Source organism: Carboxylicivirga sp. M1479, assembly GCF_007097485.1.
Classification (GTDB): Bacteria; Bacteroidota; Bacteroidia; order Bacteroidales; family Marinilabiliaceae; genus Carboxylicivirga.
This window is the reverse complement of sequence record NZ_VKDE01000019.1, coordinates 45497-64541: the sequence shown is the minus strand read 5'-3', so window position 1 is coordinate 64541 and position 19045 is coordinate 45497. Positions and strand designations below refer to the sequence as shown.

Annotated in this window: 7 protein-coding genes; 6 read left to right on the top strand and 1 reads right to left on the bottom strand. The window is 38.2% G+C overall.

Going from position 1 to position 19045, the window contains the following annotated elements:
• The first annotated feature begins 33 nt into the window (after nucleotides 1-33).
• The 5 genes from FNN09_RS12950 to bglX all read left to right on the top strand — a co-directional run bounded on the left by FNN09_RS12950 (nucleotide 34) and on the right by bglX (nucleotide 9159).
• A complete protein-coding gene (locus FNN09_RS12950) occupies nucleotides 34-600 on the top strand; it encodes an RNA polymerase sigma factor (protein ID WP_143302791.1) in 567 nt (188 codons plus the stop codon).
• Nucleotides 601-762: 162 nt separating this feature from the next.
• Entirely contained in the window at nucleotides 763-1776 is a 1014-nt protein-coding gene (locus FNN09_RS12945; protein WP_143302790.1) for a FecR family protein, read from the top strand.
• Between the two features lie 88 nt (nucleotides 1777-1864).
• Nucleotides 1865-5191 carry a TonB-dependent receptor gene (locus FNN09_RS12940; RefSeq protein ID WP_143302789.1) on the top strand — a complete coding sequence of 1109 codons (3327 nt, stop codon included), beginning with the start codon at nucleotides 1865-1867 and terminating at the stop codon, nucleotides 5189-5191.
• A gap of 17 nt (nucleotides 5192-5208) precedes the next feature.
• The gene (locus FNN09_RS12935; protein WP_143302788.1) at nucleotides 5209-6765 is read left to right on the top strand and encodes a RagB/SusD family nutrient uptake outer membrane protein; all 1557 of its coding nucleotides are present in this window, start codon (nucleotides 5209-5211) and stop codon (nucleotides 6763-6765) included.
• 114 nt (nucleotides 6766-6879) lie between these two features.
• The gene (gene bglX, locus FNN09_RS12930) at nucleotides 6880-9159 is read left to right on the top strand and encodes a beta-glucosidase BglX (protein ID WP_143302787.1); all 2280 of its coding nucleotides are present in this window, start codon (nucleotides 6880-6882) and stop codon (nucleotides 9157-9159) included.
• Nucleotides 9160-9234: 75 nt separating this feature from the next.
• On the opposite strand, the gene FNN09_RS12925 is transcribed toward bglX, so the two are convergent.
• Complete coding sequence (locus FNN09_RS12925) at nucleotides 9235-10866, bottom strand: tetratricopeptide repeat protein (RefSeq protein WP_143302786.1); 1632 nt, start codon at nucleotides 10864-10866, stop codon at nucleotides 9235-9237.
• A gap of 389 nt (nucleotides 10867-11255) precedes the next feature.
• Between FNN09_RS12925 and FNN09_RS12920 the strand changes: the two genes are divergently transcribed.
• Nucleotides 11256-18992, top strand: coding sequence for a S8 family serine peptidase (locus FNN09_RS12920; RefSeq protein WP_143302785.1), 7737 nt, complete (start codon nucleotides 11256-11258; stop codon nucleotides 18990-18992).
• Nucleotides 18993-19045: the final 53 nt, after the last annotated feature.

Below are 19045 nucleotides of genomic sequence, written 5' to 3'. Positions count from 1 at the left end.
TTAATAACTTTATAGAGCTATATTTCCTTATCGATGAAACCAGATCCAACACTGATAAAAAAGCTATCAAGAGGTAATGTCAAAGCTTTTGACAAGCTCTTTGATATGTATAGTTCAAAGCTCTATGCTTTTGGTTTTAAGTATTTAAAATCAAATGTTGAAGCTGAGGGTTTGGTTCAGGATGTATTCATAAAGATTTGGAATAAACGAGAGCAACTCAATCCGAATAAATCTTTTCACTCCTATCTATTTACCATTGCATTTAACCTAATAAAGAAGCAATTCGAGAAGCGGCGGCACGTTTCTAGTGTGGTTGATGTATTAGCTCCCGAGATTGCAGATAACTCAACCGAGAAGAGTATTCTTTACCGATCGATTTTACACCAGGTGATTGACCTGTTGAATGAACTACCCGAAAAGAAGCGCCGAATATTTGAATTGAGTCGTTTCGAAGGCTTATCGTCTAAAGAAATAGCTAAACGTGTTGATTTAGCTCCTAAAACAATTGATAATCAAATTTCAGAAGTGATTGGTTACCTAAAGAAGCAAGTTGACTTGAGCGAAATAGCAGTGATCTTATTTGTTTTTTTGCTGTTGTAAGTATCAGTTTAGTAGTTGATTAAGAAAAATATTAAAAAAATCTCCTTTTTCCAAGGGAGATTTTTCTTTTTATGGGATATAACTAGTAGAGGCTAATGAAAAATCCAGATACGATTGTAATTAAATAATGTAGCCGGGCAGGTTTGCCAATAATTGAATAGCATGACAAAATTGAATAAAGACATATTTAAACGCTACTTAAGCAATAATTATACAGCGCAGGATGAGCGTTATGTGATGAATCAGTTTAATGATAAAGAAGCTGTTTCTGAGCTTAATCAGGAGATGGAGGATGATTGGAATTCTGAGAAAGCAGAGATAGAAAAGAAGGATTTAAGTCATGTGCTGGATTCGATTCATACTAATATTCAAGTATCGCCTAAGGCCGGTAAAATGGCACGACTTTATCAAACATACTCGCGCATTGCAGCGGTTTTAATAGTTCCCTTGGCTATTTTGTTTGTGCTAAAAAGTTTGAACAACGATTATAAGCAAGCTAACCAAACCCTAACTTCAATATATGCTCCGATAGGCTCTAAAGTACAATTTCTATTACCCGATGGTACTAAAGGGTGGCTTAAAGGAGGTTCTGAGTTAAGCTATTCGTCCCAGTTTTCTCAGCGTCACGTGAATTTAAGTGGAGAAGCATTTTTTGATGTCTTTCATAACGCCGACCGTCCGTTTGAAGTCTTAGGTAAAGAATCTAAGATTGTGGTTTTAGGTACTCGTTTTAGTGCTAATATGTGGCCTAACAATAATTCAACAGAAGTGGTGCTTGAAAGCGGTAAGGTGAAGTTTGTGCCCAAAAGCAATGGTCAGCCAACGTTTTTAAAACCTGGCGAACGATTGATTTATGCACACCTTGATCAAACCGTGAAGGTTAATGAAGTTGAAGCCGAGGTTCATATTGCTTGGGTAAAAGGTAATCTGGTCTTCAGAGGTGACAACCTACAACAGGTGGCTGAAAAACTAAGTGAATGGTATAATGTGGATGTAGAACTACAAGGTAATTATCCACTTGAGTATAAATTCAGAGCCACATTTAAAGATGAAAGTATTAATGATGTGTTGCGCTTGATGAAGCTAACCGCACCAATATCATACCAGATTATAGAACCAAAACAGCTACAGGATGGTAGCTTTGAAAGACAGAAAGTCGTATTAAAAATGAATTAATAATGAGAGAATAATAAAAAAGGAGAGTCAGAAGCACCACCTTCTTACACTCTCCAAATCAATTTGTTTTACTAAACATTTCAAATTTATGAAAAAAAATCCACTTAAGGTATGGGATAACTATGCCTTGCAAAAAATTTACAGACGTATGAGAATGTTAGCTATTCTTTTACTTGTTGGCGTTTCGCAAATATGGGCCACCAACTCTTATTCGCAAGAGGCAACTCTTTCTTTAAAGAAGAACAATGCATCAATAGAACAAATTATTGATGAGATTGAGAAACAGTCGGGTTATACATTTTTGTACAACCAACAATTACTCGAAGAAATAGAATTGATTACGGTCAACGTTGAGAAGGAGGCGGTGCTTGATGTTCTTGACAAAGTATTTACTTCTACCGATGTTACCTATCGCATTATTGACAATCAAATTGTATTAACTAAGGCGCCGGAATTTATTTCTGCCATTCAGCAAGAGCATACCGTAACGGGTGTAGTAACCGATGTTAATGGAGATCCAATACCTGGTGTAACCATTCTGGAGAAAGCTAATCCAAGCAATGGTACCATTACCGCTGTTGATGGAACATACAGCATTACATTATCATCACCGGATGCTGTTGTGAGCTATACATTTGTAGGATTTGAACCTCAGGAAATTCAGATTGCAGGTAAAACAGCTATGGATATTACCATGGTTGAAGAAGCCATTGATATGGATGAAGTAGTGGTAATTGGTTATGGTGTGCAGCGCAAAAGTGTTGTAACTGCTGCTATCTCTTCGGTTAAATCGGAGGAATTAGAAAAAGTATCAAACGGTCGTGTGGAACATGCTATTCAAGGTCGAACAGCAGGTGTTGCTGTACTTCCAACATCGGGTGCTCCGGGTGCAGGCGTTAAAATTCGTATTCGAGGTACTGGATCAAACGGAAACAGTAATCCTTTATACATAGTTGATGGTATGAAAACGGGTGGTATTGACGATTTAGATCCGAATGACATTGAGTCGATGGAGATATTGAAAGATGCTGCTTCTGCTGCTATTTATGGTACCGAAGGTGCCAATGGTGTGGTTTTAATTACAACCAAAAGTGGTAAAAAAGGAAAGTCACAGATACAATACAACTTCCAGTATGGTATTCAAAATTTAGCAACCAATGCTGAGTTAATGAACGCTGCCCAGTACAAACAATTCATGGAGGAAGCCGGTGAAACAATTAACCCTCCGGCAGGTGAAAATTACGATACTAATTGGTTAGATGAAATTTCGGAAGCAGCTCCAATGCAACGTCATAGCTTAAGTTTTTCTGGCGGAAGCGAAAAATCAACCTATTTACTGTCTGGTTCATACTTGCGTCAAGATGGTGCTATTGGAGGCGAAGATGCTCGTTACGAACGTTATACTTTCAGAATTAATACGAAGAATGATGTGGCTGATTGGCTGGAAGTGGGGAACAACCTTAACTTCTCACATTCGAACCGTAATATATTACCAGAGGACGATGAGTACCGTTCTATTGTTAACAGTGCCTTGTTATTAGATCCATATACCCCAGTTATTGAGTCGGATATGAGTCGTATTGATGCCATATATGCAGCAGGTAACACACCATTGCAAAACTCAAGGGGCGAGTATTATGGACTTAACCGATTTGTAACAGGAGAAACAGCTAACCCTGTTGCCTTTATGGAGAACACCCATAACAAAGAGATTACGGACAAGTTATTGGCTTCATTTTATGGTACTTTAAAACCATTGAAAGGTCTTAGTATTACCTCTCGGGTTGGTTTAGAATTGACTTATGTGACTCGTAAGGAATGGTCTCCTAAATACTATTTCTCATCGGAGCGTTCAAATAGCTTAAATATTGCTCAGGATTGGGTTGATAAATATTACAAAGCTTTGTGGGAGAACTTTGCATCGTACAATAAAAAGTTTAATAACCACGACTTTACTCTTTTAGGAGGTATGTCATTTGAAGAGTACACCCACCCGAATTACTACATGAAATCGGAAATGCCAAAAGAAGGTGACCAATATGCTTACCACGATTACTATGCCGACCGTGATAATAACATGGTAGGTGGTAACCTGGAAGAGAATACAAAGGTGTCTTACTTTGGTCGTTTAAGCTATAATTATGCTGGTAAATACATGTTGGAAGGTTCTTTACGTCGAGATGGTGCAAGCGTGTTGCCTCAAGATAACCGTTGGGCTACTTTTTCGGCAATATCAGGTGGTTGGTTAATTTCGCAAGAAGACTTTTGGTCTGTTGAAGCAATTGACTATTTGAAAGTACGTGCCAGTTGGGGACAAAATGGTAGTATTTTTAATGTGGTACCGTTTGCCGATATGGCATTCTGGACATCGCAAAATATTAACTATCCTAACGAAGGAGAAGTATTATCAGGAGGTGCAAGAAGCCCACGTCCTACCAATCCAAATTTAGGTTGGGAAACATCAGAACAAACAAATATTGGTCTTGATTTACGTGCTTTCAGTAGTAAATTAAGCTTCTCTATGGATTACTATAAGAAGATTACCGACGGTTTGATCAAACCAAACAAAATGGCTCCTTCAGCTGGTTTTGGTGAAGATGTTTCGGCTAACCTAGGTACTGTTGAAAACTCAGGTTTAGAATTTGAATTAGGATGGCGTAACACAACATCTTACGGTTTAAAGTACGGCATCAACCTTAACTTAAGTACCTTGAAGAATGAGGTTACTGAAGTGTCGGATGATACTCCACAACCAGGAGCAAGCGTACGTGGTTACAACATGACTTGGTTTGAAGAAGGTTACCCAATTTACTATTTCAAAGGATACAAAACAGCAGGTATTGATCCGGCAACAGGTGAGCCAATTGTTGTTGATGTTAATGATGATGGTGAAATTACAGCTGCTGACCAAACTGAAATTGGTGATCCGCATCCTGATTTGTTATATGGTGCTACATTTAACTTAGAGTATAAGAATTTCGATTTTAACTTGTTTATGCAAGGGATGGCTGGTAACGAAGTGTTTATGGCTTGGTTCCGTACCGACCGTAAGTTAAGTAACAAACCTGCTTTCTTCTTCGAAGACCGTTGGACAGGTCCAGGCGACAATGCGAGCATGCCAAAGCCTAATAACACAAGCGATTACATTTACCGTAGTGATTTAGTTGTACAAGATGCTTCATACATGCGTATTAAGCAGATACAGCTTGGCTATACTTTACCAAAGTCATTAACTGCAAAAATTAAGTTACAGCGTGTTCGTGCATTCGTTTCTTTGGATGATTATTTCACATTTACAAAGTACGAAGGTATGGATCCTGAAGCTGGTTCAAGCGAGGATAATCGCCAGGGTATTGATAAAGGTTTGTACCCAACAACTAAAAAAGTAATGTTTGGTCTAAACGTTAATTTCTAATCCCAAAACAAAGAAAAATGAAAAATATAAAATTAAGTATATATACATTGCTTCTGATTTTTGCTTTTGGTGCATGTTCAGATAGTGTATTGGATAAAACACCAATCGGTAAATTCAATAGCGCCGATTACCTTACAACCGAGGCCGAGGCCGAGGCAGCTATTATTGGCGTGTATGATTATTTACAGATTGGATATAATAACTATGGCGATTGGTCTAGTATTTTCTTTATTAAATTGTTATCTGGTGACGATGTAAATACTGGTGGAGGTTCTTCTGCCGATCAGCCTAAGCTACAGCAGTTGAACGACTTTTCTTACGAGTACGATAATCCTGCTATTAAGGATGTTTGGCACTCATATTATAAAATAGTGAATGCTTCAAATGCCATTTTAAACACCGTTTCTCCTGATTTGGAAAATGCTGAACAGATAATGGCTGAGGCTAAGTTCTTCCGTGCTTTTGCCTATTTTGAGTTGGTAACAATGTGGGGCGATGTTCCATTTTACTTGGAGAACACAACCGAGATAAGTGTTAATAACCCGCGTGCTGATAAAGCCACTATTTATACCCAGATACATAAAGATTTAACAGAAGCTATTGCTGTTTTACCTGTTAAAAAGGATTTGGAAGAAGGCTTAAAGTTTAGAGTATCTAAAGGTGCTGCTCAAGCATTAAAAGGCAAAGTGTTTTTGTATCAAGAAGATTATGCTGCAGCTCATCCATTGTTACAAGATGTGATAGATGACGCAAGCTATTCACTAACCGAAGATTATAGTACCATATGGATGAGAGGCGAACGTGCTGGTTCTGAGTCAATTTTTGAAGTGCTTTATTCGAGCCAAAATGCGCATGATTGGGGTGGACCATGGGATGGTACTGCTGAATCTAACTTTGTGGTGCAGCTAATGGGGCCTCGTGGTGATGATTCGTTTAACAACATGGATGCCATTGGTTACGTTAATGGTTGGGGCTTTAATGTGCCTACCAGTAAGTTTGGTGCTTTGTTAAATGCCGAAGCAGGAGCTGAGCGTGCCGCAACATCCGTTATTTCAGAGGCTGACTTTGAAGCCGCTGGTGGTGAAGTTAACAATCCTGGAGGTAATAATAACTGGGATGCTTATGAGGGCTATATTCGCTTGAAGTACTCTACTTTACCATCTGAAACATCTGATGGCGGTGTAAAAGAAGTTAACTGGAACACGCCTTTTAAACTAATCCGTTTATCTGATGTGATGTTGATGGCTGCAGAGGCCTACAACCGCGATGGTATGGATGCACACGCCGTACCTTTAATTAGAGATGTTCGCGAGCGTGCTGGTTTTACCGATCATACCGCCTGGGAAACCTTAGTAGGAAATGATCTTTTTAACATCATCAAAAAAGAACGCTCATTGGAGTTAGCATTTGAAGGACATCGCTTTTGGGATTTAGTTCGCTGGGGTGATGCAGGAGCAGAATTGGCTTCACGTGGTTTCAAAACAGGTAAAAACGAATTATTCCCTATTCCACAAGAGGAAATTGACTTAAATGGAGGAATATCAACCGAAGATCAGAACCCAGGTTATAACTAATAATTACACTAATTTTCGTTAATTACAAAGGCTGCCTCCATCGGCAGCCTTTGTTGCTTAAACCTGAATGAAATATGTTTAGGAGCACTGAAGTCTAACGCAAACAATATGACAATGAGAAAGATTGGTATTTTTATAATGCTAATAATCCTTATATTATCGGCATGCACAAATCAACAGAAGCCAATGAACGAAGAGGATAGGTTTATTGAAGATTTACTGAGCCAAATGACCTTGGCTGAGAAAGTGGGGCAGCTGAACCAATATACCAGCCGTTGGGAAATGACAGGGCCTGCACCCAAAGGCGATGAAGGTGCGCAGTCACAATTGGAGCAGTTAAAGAGTGGGATGGTCGGTTCCATGCTGAACGTAAATGGAGCTGAAGCCACGCGCAAAGCCCAACAGACCGTAGTTGAAAACACACGCTTGGGTATTCCTTTAATTTTTGGTTACGATGTGATTCATGGTTATAAAACCATGTTTCCAATTCCTTTAGCCGAAGCAGCTTCGTGGAATCCTGAATTGGCCTATTTATCGTCAAAAATCGCAGCTAAAGAAGCTGCAGCATCTGGTATTCACTGGACCTTTTCGCCCATGGTGGACGTTGGACGAGATGCACGTTGGGGACGAGTGATGGAAGGTGCTGGCGAGGATCCTTATTTAGGCAGTGTCTTTGCTCGTGCCCGAGTTGAAGGTTTTCAGGGCGATGACCTGAGTGATGAATTAAGCATTGCGGCCTGTGCCAAGCACTTTGCAGCTTATGCCTTTTCCGAGAGTGGACGTGATTATAACTCAGTAGAGATTGGAGATGAGACCTTGCAAAATATTGTGTTGCCTCCTTTTAAGGCTGCATCCGATGCTGGTGTTGCTACCTTTATGAATGCCTTTAACACCATACAGGGCATGCCTGCAACAGCCAGTAGCTATTTACAGCGCGATTTGTTAAAAAAGCAATGGGCTTTTGAAGGTTTTGTGGTGTCTGACTGGAACAGTATTGGTGAGATGATTCCTCATGGTGCTGCGGCCGACCTCAAAGAATCGGCGTATCGTGCCATTGAAGGTGGTTCCGATATGGATATGGAAGCTCGCGCTTACATTAATCATCTTGAAGAATTGGTAGCAGAGGGTAAAGTGGATGAAGCGAAAATTACCGATGCTGCGCGGCGAATATTACGCATCAAATACCGTTTGGGCTTATTTGATGATCCTTATAAATATTGCAATGTGGAGAATGAAAAATCCATGTTATACACAGCTGAGCATCGCGATGCAGCACGTAAAGTAGCACGAGAATCGATGGTGTTGTTGAAAAATGAGAAGCAACTGCTTCCTATTGCATCATCGGTGAAGAGCATTGCTGTTATTGGACCTTTGGCCAACGATAAGGATTCGCCAATAGGTAACTGGCGAGCTCAGGGAGAATATGATTCAGCCGTTTCCTTATTGGAAGGTATACAAGCTGCCGTGGGCAAAAGCGTAACAATCAACTATGCCGAGGGTTGTAAGCTATCGATTGGAAAGCGCACTTTCCCTGATAAAATGACCTATAACGAAAGCGATCGTTCTGGTTTTGCCAAGGCCATTCAAGCGGCCAAGAAATCAGAGCTGGTACTTTTAGCTATTGGTGAGGATTGTTTTCAGAGTGGTGAGGGTCGCAGCCAAACAGATATTGGTTTAAAGGGCTTGCAAATGGAACTGTTCAATGCCATTTATAAGGTGAATAAAAACATAGTGGTGGTACTCATGAATGGTCGCCCACTGGCTATTCCTGAGCTGGTTGATAAAGCGCCAGCCATACTAGAGGCCTGGCATGCAGGTTCTGAAGCAGGATATGCCATTGCCGATGTGCTGATGGGACATTATAACCCGTCGGGTAAGCTGCCAATGTCATTTCCGCGTACAGTTGGGCAATGCCCAATTTATTATAACTACAAAAACACAGGCCGTCCGCAAGCCGAAGCGCCAGGGCAAGTATTGTGGTCGTGCTTTACCGATGCACCCAATACACCCTTGTTTCCGTTCGGCTTTGGTTTAAGTTATACCAGTTTCGAGTATTCAGATATTGTTTTGGATAAGACAGTAATGGATGAAAATGGAACCTTAACCGCAAGCATAAAGGTGAGCAATACAGGTCAGCTTGACGGAGAAGAAGTGGTGCAGTTGTATATTCAGGACATGGCAGCTACCTACACACGCCCTGTAAAAGAGCTGAAAGGTTTTGAAAAGGTATTGATTAAGGCAGGTGAAACCAAAGTGGTAACATTCGCTTTATCCAAAAAAGAGTTGGGGTATTTTTACCCATGTGGAAAATATGTAGTAGAGGCCGGACAGTTTAATCTATTTGTAGGTGGTAACTCTGTTGAACTTCAGCAAACACAATTTGTTATTCAATAAGCAACTTAAATTTTTTGGTTAAACAGTTAAGTTGTGGGCTTATCTCAAAGGAGATAAGCCCTTTTTCGTATGTCGTTAAAAGTTTTCCAAATAGCTGTTTAAGCTGGTATCTTTTCTGGTTAAGCATAATCGTTTTCTTAATCGACTTCTGGCTACTTCAACTCCTCTTAATGTTTGATGGGTTATGGCGGCAATTTCTTTAGATGTCATATTTAGGCGCAAAAGCGCACAAAGCCTTTTTTCTGAGGCGGTAATAGATGGATGCTCATGCATTAATCGTGAATAAAAATCGGTGTGCACATTATTAAAGCGAAATTCAAATTCTTGCCAAATTTCTTTATTTGTTTGTGACTGCAGGTTAAGTATGATCTTATGAAGTGTTTGTTGTGATTTATTATTAATATCATTCTTTAGTGTTAGAAGTTCTTTAACAACATTGTTAATTAACTCATTTTTCTGAATTAATTGCATAACGTTAGTTGTAAGCTCTCTATTTTTTGTATCAACACTAAGTTTAAGTTTAGAGTACTCTAGGTTAAGCTTTTTCTTTTGTATTTTATACAATCGAGCAGTCAATATTGAGATTATAGCCAATGAGAATAGAATTAGTAACAGGATGGCATATTGGTATTTTAACTTTGTTAGTTTGACCTTATTAGCCTTTTCAATTTTCTCAACCTCTTGTGCTATTTCAAGCTGCGTTAGGCGGTTCATCTTATGACTATTTCCAATGCTATCGTTTATTATGCTATAATTCTTTTGTTCTTGCAGAGCTTCAGCTAACATGCCTTTTTTCTCATAAGCTGTTATTAACCTATAATGCGATGACTTTTGTAGTTCTAGAAGGTTATTTGTCGACGAAATTTCTAACGATTTTTTAGATGCCCAGATACAACTATCATAATCTGCAATATTCATGTAATATTGGGATAAGATATTATATGATTGGGCAAGGCCAATGGTTTCATTGTCTTCTTGTCGAATTAAAATTGATTGGTCAAAATATTGCTTAGCTGAAGGATACAGTTCTTTTTCCATGTCAACTATTCCCAGGTTATTGTAAATAGCTCCCAGTATATATCTAAAATCAATATTTAGAGCTACTTCTAAAGCTTTTTTGTAATATGCTTGTGCCTTGTTTGTTTGTTTTAATTTGTTGTAAGCACTGGCAATGTTATTATAATGCTGTGGTAAAAACCTGATGTATTCTTCCCTTGTCTTATCATCTAAACGATTAAAACTTGCGATTGCTAATTGGTAATACTGAACTGCCTTTTCATATTTTTCAATTCGGTCATAGATCATGCCTGTGTTGTTATAACACTTTGTTAAGCTAATAAAATCGTTATTTGTTTCGAAGTATTTGGTTGCTTTTAAGTACTTATCTAATGAGGTGTCGTATGACGTGAGGTAGTAATTGGTTACACCTCCTTCAAATAAAAACTTGGCTAACCATTGTTTATCATCTCTATTGGATGCTAAAAGTTCCCCTTGGGTGGAGTATAAGATTGATTTTTTATAATCGTATGTTCTGGTATGTTTGATAAGTGCCATTAAAATGCTGTAGCGTTCTTTTTTTTCTTTCGTTCGGTTTAATTGAATCATTAAACTGTCTTCTTTTAATAAACTATCAGCATATGAATTAACAGAGACAAATAAAAGTAAGCATAAAAGACCTGGTAGTTTTCCAATTGATTTAAGTGTCATGTTACAACTTGTATTATTGCTATCCAAAGAGAATCATATTCCAAATGTACTTCAACAATTTGCAAGGCGGTAACATATAATAGATTTTTACACGCTTAAGAAAGTAAACATATTATTTTATTGTGAGAGGTTTTAAGGTGCAGATAAAGAGTGGTTTAAAATAAGTAAAGAGAGGTTGTTTTTTAATGATAGGTTTGTGATGTTGAGGTTTTATTGATAAGATGTGAGGTTCTTATAAGGCCTATTTTTTTGATTGAGGTATTAAAACTAGCTGTTTTGTGAAGCGATTTTTAGAATGCCGGGAAATCATCACATGGTTTCTTTAAAAGGCAAATCCAATTAGATCGTCTATACAATCTAAAGTTAATTAAATCACAAAATCATTGAAAATGAACAAGAACCAAAATCTCTTTTTGTTGGGACTGTTCTTTATTATGTCAGTTGTTGCTACAAATGCGCAGCAGATATATAAAGAAGGTCATTTGCAAGGAACTTTTCGGGTAAAGATTAAGCCCGAAATTGAGCTGGCCATGCTAAAGTCAGCTTCTACTGATAACCCTAAGGTGGGTATCATTGAAATGGATAATGCTTTAACGCATTTTCGTGCTACTAAAATGAAAAGGGTATTTCCCTATAATGACCAGTATGATGCTAAGCATCGTAAACATGGATTGCATTTATGGTATGAAATTGATTATTCATCAGGTGACGATTTAGATAACGTCGTTAAGGTATTTGGTGAGTTGTCAGTGGTGGAAAAAGCAGAGAAAATTAGAGAGAAGAGCCTTCATTCGCATAAATATGTGCCCTTTGACCCGAGTAAAAAGTCGCTAAAATCTACCAATTCAAACTATAAGTTTAACGACGAATATACCGAGCAATATTACCATTATGCGCCAACCGGTTTATTAGAGCGATTTGACCTTGCACATATTAACCTTTTTGAAGCGTGGGAAACAAATGCCGGAGATGCCTCTGTTATTGTTTCGGTTCATGATTTGGGTGTGCAGTTTAATCACCCTGATTTAGAAGCTAACATGTGGAGAAATGAATCGGAAATAAATGGTAGTGATAATAAGGATGATGACTTTAACGGCTATGTTGGAGATAAGTACGGTTACAATTTTGCTTCCAATACGGGGTATATAAGCGCTGGAAATCATGGAACACACGTTGCCGGAACCATTAGTGCTGTTAATAACAATGGTATTGGAGGTGCAGGTATTGCCGGTGGCTCTGGTAATGACGATGGCGTACGTATAATGAGCTGTCAGATTTTTGATGGCAACAACCAAGGAGGTATTGGGGCTTCATTCGTATATGCGGCCGATAATGGTGCTGTTATTTCTCAAAATAGTTGGGGCTATCCCACACCAGGAAATAGAGAGGAGTCTGTAGAGGCAGGTATTCGTTATTTTATCGAAGAAGCAGGAGCTTATGAAGGAAGTCCATTAAAAGGAGGTATGGTTATTTTTGCTTCTGGTAATGCTAATATGGATGATGAGCTATATCCTGGATACATGCCGGAAGTATTTACTGTTGCTGCCATTCATTATAAAAACCAAAAGGCAGGTTATTCCAATTATGGTAACTGGATTAACATTTCTGCGCCGGGAGGTGACATGGATAATGATGAATTATTGACCCAAGAGGAAAAGGAGCATCCTATGCACCATGGAATTTTTAGTACAGTTTCCAATGGTGGTTATGGTTGGCTTGAAGGTACAAGTATGGCTACACCACATGTTACTGGTGTGGCTGCCTTGGTTGTGTCTTACTTAAAGGATAAAAACCTTACAAATGACGAGCTTTTTTCCATTTTAGAAGGTTCGGTAGATAATGTTTATGGGGAATTTCCCGAGGATCATAAGCATTTCGATAAATTAGGTACTGGTCGAATTAATGCTCTTTACGCACTCGACGAAAAGACCAGTAATGGACCGAACAAAATAGCTGATTTGGCTATTAACTTAACTAGTCAAGATATGTTTGAAATGGCGTTCACAGTGCCTGCAACAGGTTACGGAAGAGCGCCAAATCATTATGAGGTTTACTATTCTTCTTCATCGTTTAGTGATAGCAATTTGGGTATGACTGCTCATCAGAAGATGGACGTTAAGCAATCTGAAGTTGGAGCCCTAACAACAGTTGAACTAACCAACTTGCAAGCGCTAACAAACTATTATGTGGGTATCGTTTCGGTGGATAAATGGGGCAATAAATCTTTATTGTCAAACGTAGTTCAAAAACAAACAACTGCCGGACCCGAGGCGGTATTAGAGGTTGATTATACTGATGTTGATAAGCATACTGTTGAACATTTAATCGATGTTAAAACTAGCTCAGTAGCCAATGGTCAATTTAAACTGTTTAATACCGGTGAAGGTATTCTTAAGTGGGTTACAAACATCGATTTTACTACTGAAGCAAACTGGACAGCTCCATTGCTCAGTTTAAATGGTAGATCTGTTTCTCCACAAAGTACCAATACAGAAGTTTATGATGCATCGCCTTTTCAAACTGTAGTTGAGTATAATCAAGTAGCTGATACTTCCTTGTTTAAAGGATACCTTAAAGCTTCGTCGTATTATTACATAGGAGAAGCTTCGCCTGAGGATCCAAGTTCATCCGCTACTCGATATCGTGTTCAAACAGGGGATAATGGAGGAGCTGGCAACGGTTTTAACTTAACGCATATTGCTGCCAGATTAAATGTTGAACTATCAGATGATGAGGAAATTATTGCAGAGATATTTGAAGGGCGTGACATTCAATCTGCCAAATTACGTCATCGACAGGCCTTACAAACGAACACGCTTCAGCAAACAACAAAGCATGCCTTAACAACACAACTGTTTTTCGAAGAAGGAACTTATTTTTGGGTGGTGATTCATCCACCAACCGGACATAAGTATCCATTAGGTATTGCTTTTGAAGATGGTAACGGCTGGGGCCGTGAAAATTGTTTCTACAGCTCAGATTATGGACAGTCGTGGAAGTCGTTGGCTGATGTGTACATTGATGGTTTTGCTTATATGGTGGAGGCAATTAGTTTTTTCTCACAAGGCAACTCATTTATAACTCTACAAAAAGATGATGGAAACATTTATGCCGATGAGCAGGAAGTTGTGTCCTATGATATAGATGCAAGCAACATCATAAACGGAACCTATAATTTTGATGTAAATACATCAACAAATGACGCTAATAACGAGCTGTTGAGTTATCGTTTAAAAGCAACGATTGAAGGACACGAACCAATCATAACAGGTACTACTTTAATAGACTTTGGTAGAGTAATGATTGGTAAAGAGAAGCATATTGAAGCGTATATGACCAATACGGGATTAGGCGATTTTATACTTAATAGAAGTGAACGAGAAGGTAATAGCCGTGAGATACTTTTTAATGGAAGTTCTAGTTCATATAAGTCACCTAAAATTATTGAAGCACTATCTTCAGTGTTTTTCAATATTGGATTCAAGCCAAGTACGCAAGGGCCATTTAATAACTACATTCGTTTTTATAATAGTAGTGGTACCGAAGAATACACTATTAAAGTAACAGGTTATGCCATTAATCCACCAGTTGGTAATGTTACACCTGCGGATACAATATTTGATGCTATTGCTATTGGAGATGAATTGAACGGTTCGTTTACAATTGACAATAGTGGAGATTATCCTTTACACTACTACATACCAAAGTTTAGCGATAAGCCTGATGGATTTGATAATGAAGATACCAACATAAGTAAGTTTGGTTATTTTAGTGAAGAAAAGTCTTGGGGACCTTGGGAAGACATCTCTACAACCGGAACATTAATTCCTGGTTTGATAAATAATGATGGTAATAATCGTAAAGTTCACGAAGTAGAATTAAACTTTGGCTTCCCATTCTTCGGGAAAATAGAACGCAAAGTTTTTATATCACCATTCGGCGTTTTGGCTTTTACTAAAGATGGTACTTTCAATCGTTATCCAATGGCACCGCTAGATAGTTCAAGCCCTACACGTGCGTTTTGCGTTTTGGGAGAACCTATTCGATTTGATCCTAATATAGATAGTAAAGTTCTTTACCAAGATTTTGGAGATCACTTTGTTGTGCAATTTCAGGATATACCTATGGGTAGTCTGGATGAAGTTGAATTGAAATTAGTTCAGCACGAATTGAGCTTTCAATTAGTATTGCATAAGAACGGAAATATGGAAGTTCGTTATAAAGAGTTGGATGGCTTCACAAATACCAAATGGTGGTCGGTTTGGGCTCATGATTTGGAGCAAAATGATGCAATAATTGGCAACTACTTTGGTGAAAGGCAAATAGATATCAACCAAGGAACTAATATCAAATTCATTAATCCTGGTTTAGGCTTATTTAAGTCTGTTAATAACGCGACTGGTGTATTATTGCAAGGCGAATCGGTAACCATTGATTATACAATGGCAACAGATATTCTGAATGAAGATACTTACTCTGAATATCTGCCAGTATTGACTAACGAGCCAAAACAACCATTCTTTAATTTCAGAGCTGAAATTAATGTGACTGAGGGAGGCGAATCCAAATTAAGTACTGATGCAGAAGCTTTTGATTTTGGTGAAAATTATCATTTAGCTGAGTTGAGTCAAAACTTATTGATCAGAAATGATGGAAGAGCACCAGGTGAAATCACAAACATTGTAATCACTGGAACTAATGCTGATCAATTTACATTACTGACAGAACGCACTTTCCCATATGAGCTGAAGGCCGAAATGATCGAAACATTTGTTGTAGAGGGCATTTCCGACCAAGTAGGTGAGTATAACGCTGAAGTTCAAATAACCTTTAATGATTCAGAAAATGTAACTATTCCGTTACATAGTATCATTATTGAAGCACCGCTTATTTCAACAGATAAAACAAGTGTTGATGTTAATGTAATGTCTGGAGAAAAAGCCACAGCAGCATTAACTGTTTCAAATACAGGTCAAAGCACTTTGGAGTATGGTATTAAAGGTACAGCTATTGTACATGTAGATGAATTGGGCTTAAAATCAGGTTCTTCGCTTAAAGATTACCAGTATCAAGCTTTTCAGCAAAAGCATAATCCAATTGTTAAGTATGAATGGATTGATATCTCAATCAGTGGAACCAAGCTAAAGGCGATGGATCTTAAAACACATGAGGATTTCTGGAATACGGTTGAACTGCCATGGACATTTAACTATTATGGCAATGAATATAGTACAATGAATGTTGGTTACTGTGGTGTTCTTTCTTTCTCGGAACATGAGGAAAGTTTTGAAAGAGGCGGCATTCAAGTACCTTCTGAAGATGGTCCGAATAATATAATTGCTCCGATGTTTGGCTTCGTGTATAACGATTTATACAACGATAAAAATGCCGGAGTATATTATCAGGCATTTGAAGAAGAGGTGATTGTACAGTATCAGTCATTTACTGATGGATTTGGAATGTCAACCGGGCCAATCTCATGGCAAGTAATATTACGAAAAGACGGTTCTTTTAAGTTTCAGTATAATTTCAATGGGCACCTGTTTTCGATGAATCCAAGCGTATCAGCTATTGGTATTGAGAATGAAAACGGTACTGAGGGTATTACAATTTCATACAACTCGAGCTATATAAATGATGATACTGCTATTGAGTTTTATCCTTTTGAGAAGAAAACACTCGAGCCTGGCGAAAGCGCAACACACAATTTTATTGTAGATGCAGCAGAAATTTATGCTGGCGAGTATACCGAAACTGTAACCATATTAAATAATACAGTTGCCAACGGAATACTCGAAGTGCCATTTAACCTGAATGTAGATGGAAATGATGACTTAGTTATTGATGAAGAGTACAACATGGGTGAAATCTTTGTTGTAGAAGAAGAAGGTTGGGTAACAGCAAATTCTACTGAAGATGAAAGTTGGGTGCTAGATTTTGCATTAATTAATAATGGACGCAAAAACTTTAGAATTGGTAAGATATTTAGCGATGGACTTCAAGGGGAATTAGGAGTAGACCTATATTCTAAGACTAATCCTTTTGGTGCTATTATGATTGAGGGCTTTACAGATGTTGGTCAATTACCATCCTACACTGCCGACTGGTTTAATCCGGAACAAATTCCGCTGTTAATTCCTGCCGAGGGTGAGTTGCCAGCAAGGGTATATATCAAGAAAAAACCAAATGAAGTTAAGGAACTAGTAGGCGATATTGTGCTTATTGATTATGCAGCTGTAGAAGGTATGTCGCGTATTGAGTTGAATGCTTTGCAACTGAGTGATGTTGCTGATGAGTATAAAATTAATATTTCATTTAAAGCCAACCAAGTGGATGTACCATCAATAGGTTTTGATAAGAATGAAATAACGGCTTATGCTGCAGATGATACTTTTGTTGGTAATGAAACACTTAACATTAACAATACTGACGGCAAGTATGAGTTACGATTCTCATTGGATATTAGCTATGAGTATATCTACATGGCTTTGTCTGATACTTATGCATCGGAAGATTTAGTAACATATGGTGGCCCAATACGGAATGAGGCAGAACTTCAGGATGCTGGAAAGCTTAAGTCAAAACGTTTAAAAGTAGCTGACGACAGCCGTATATTAACACAATTGCTTTCAGATGAAGTGCTACATACTTTTGGTTGGGGTACACCAGATGCAGAAGTACATACCGTTACACGTTTGGTTGCACCCGAAGATGGATTCTGTTTTAACCAATTAGAGCATTACTTTACATACCGCAATACACTTGAAAGTTATTATACTGTCCAGGTATTTGCTGGCGATGATGAATTTCTGAAAACTGGATTAATCTATAGTCAACGTGTAAATTATAGCTACGATGCACCATTGTATGGGAATCAGGTTGTTAAAGAATTAGTTGACTTAGAAAAGCCTGTGTTGATACAAGGTGGTGAAACATTTTACATCCGTATAATATATGCTGCTGAAATGATTTCACCGGCTGCACTTGGTCAAATTGAAGCCAAAAATGAGGAGGGTAACTTGTTTGGTTCAAAGGGTATTGTGTACCGTGAAGTGAGTGAATTAGGCGTGCCTGAAATTGGTTGGATGATAAAAGCCGTCGAAACAGAGAAGATTAACCCACAATGGTTAATGCCATCGGTTTACGAAGGAATAATTGCTCCCGGTGAATCAATGAACATCGATTTTGAAATGTTTGGATCACGTGTGTTTAACACTGTTAATAAGGCTAAGATCTATGTTAATTCTAACGATCCGAATAATAAGCAATCGAGAATTGCCGCCGAGTTGATCAAGAATAATGGTCCAAGTTATGGAATAGATCAAAACTTTGTGATTGAGATAAATGAGAATGATACACTAGATTTCGTATTATATGCATCTCACTTGGGAGGTTTAGATTATACCTTAACAATGGCTCAAGATTATGCCTTTGTAAACAGTGAGTTTGATGGTCAGAACATGAACTTGCAATTTGTTCCTGATCATTACAGTGCAGGATTGTACCGTGTTGTCGTTAAGGGTGAAGACTCAAAAGGATTAGTTAACAATTATACTTTCATAGTTCGAATTAATAATGTTAACAGGGCACCAGTTGAGGTTCAGGAATTAGATTTTACTTATGAGCTTGACAAGCACCTTAAGTATAACCTTGATTTAACCGAGTACATTACAGATCCAGATGGTGAGGAATTGACTTATACGGTTACTAAAGACAATGATAAGATTGAACTGTTTTACAGTAATAATGAATTAATTGTTAAACCATTAGAGCTAGGTCGTACTACATTAACAATAATCACGGAAGATCCGCATGGCGCGCAATTAGTTTCTGAAGCAGTAATTAATGTGGTCGTTCGTGTTGGTATTGATGATGTTGATGGACCTAAGGTGAGTATTTTCCCGAATCCAGTTCGTGATGTGTTGAATGTATCATCGAACATGCTTCTTGCAGGGGATGTCAACTACCGAATCTTATCTGTAACAGGAGAAGTTGTGAAAAACGGCATTATCAGTGCAGGAAATCTTTCTGCAGTAATTGAGGTGACTACTTTAACTAAAGGCATGTATATGCTGGAATTATCATCCAATGAGATTTCTCTAACTAACAAGTTTACAAAACTATAGTGACCAAAAAAATATGCATCCCGTAAGGGGTGCATATGATTAATCTACGGTTA

What these genes read in the sequence shown, in the direction of transcription:
- FNN09_RS12950 (WP_143302791.1), top strand. Translation starts at nt 34, where the DNA reads ATGAAACCAGATCCAACACTGATAAAAAAGCTATCAAGAGGTAATGTC.
- FNN09_RS12945 (WP_143302790.1), top strand. Translation starts at nt 763, where the DNA reads ATGACAAAATTGAATAAAGACATATTTAAACGCTACTTAAGCAATAAT.
- FNN09_RS12940 (WP_143302789.1), top strand. Translation starts at nt 1,865, where the DNA reads ATGAAAAAAAATCCACTTAAGGTATGGGATAACTATGCCTTGCAAAAA.
- FNN09_RS12935 (WP_143302788.1), top strand. Translation starts at nt 5,209, where the DNA reads ATGAAAAATATAAAATTAAGTATATATACATTGCTTCTGATTTTTGCT.
- bglX (WP_143302787.1), top strand. Translation starts at nt 6,880, where the DNA reads ATGAGAAAGATTGGTATTTTTATAATGCTAATAATCCTTATATTATCG.
- FNN09_RS12925 (WP_143302786.1), bottom strand. Translation starts at nt 10,866, where the DNA reads ATGACACTTAAATCAATTGGAAAACTACCAGGTCTTTTATGCTTACTT.
- FNN09_RS12920 (WP_143302785.1), top strand. Translation starts at nt 11,256, where the DNA reads ATGAACAAGAACCAAAATCTCTTTTTGTTGGGACTGTTCTTTATTATG.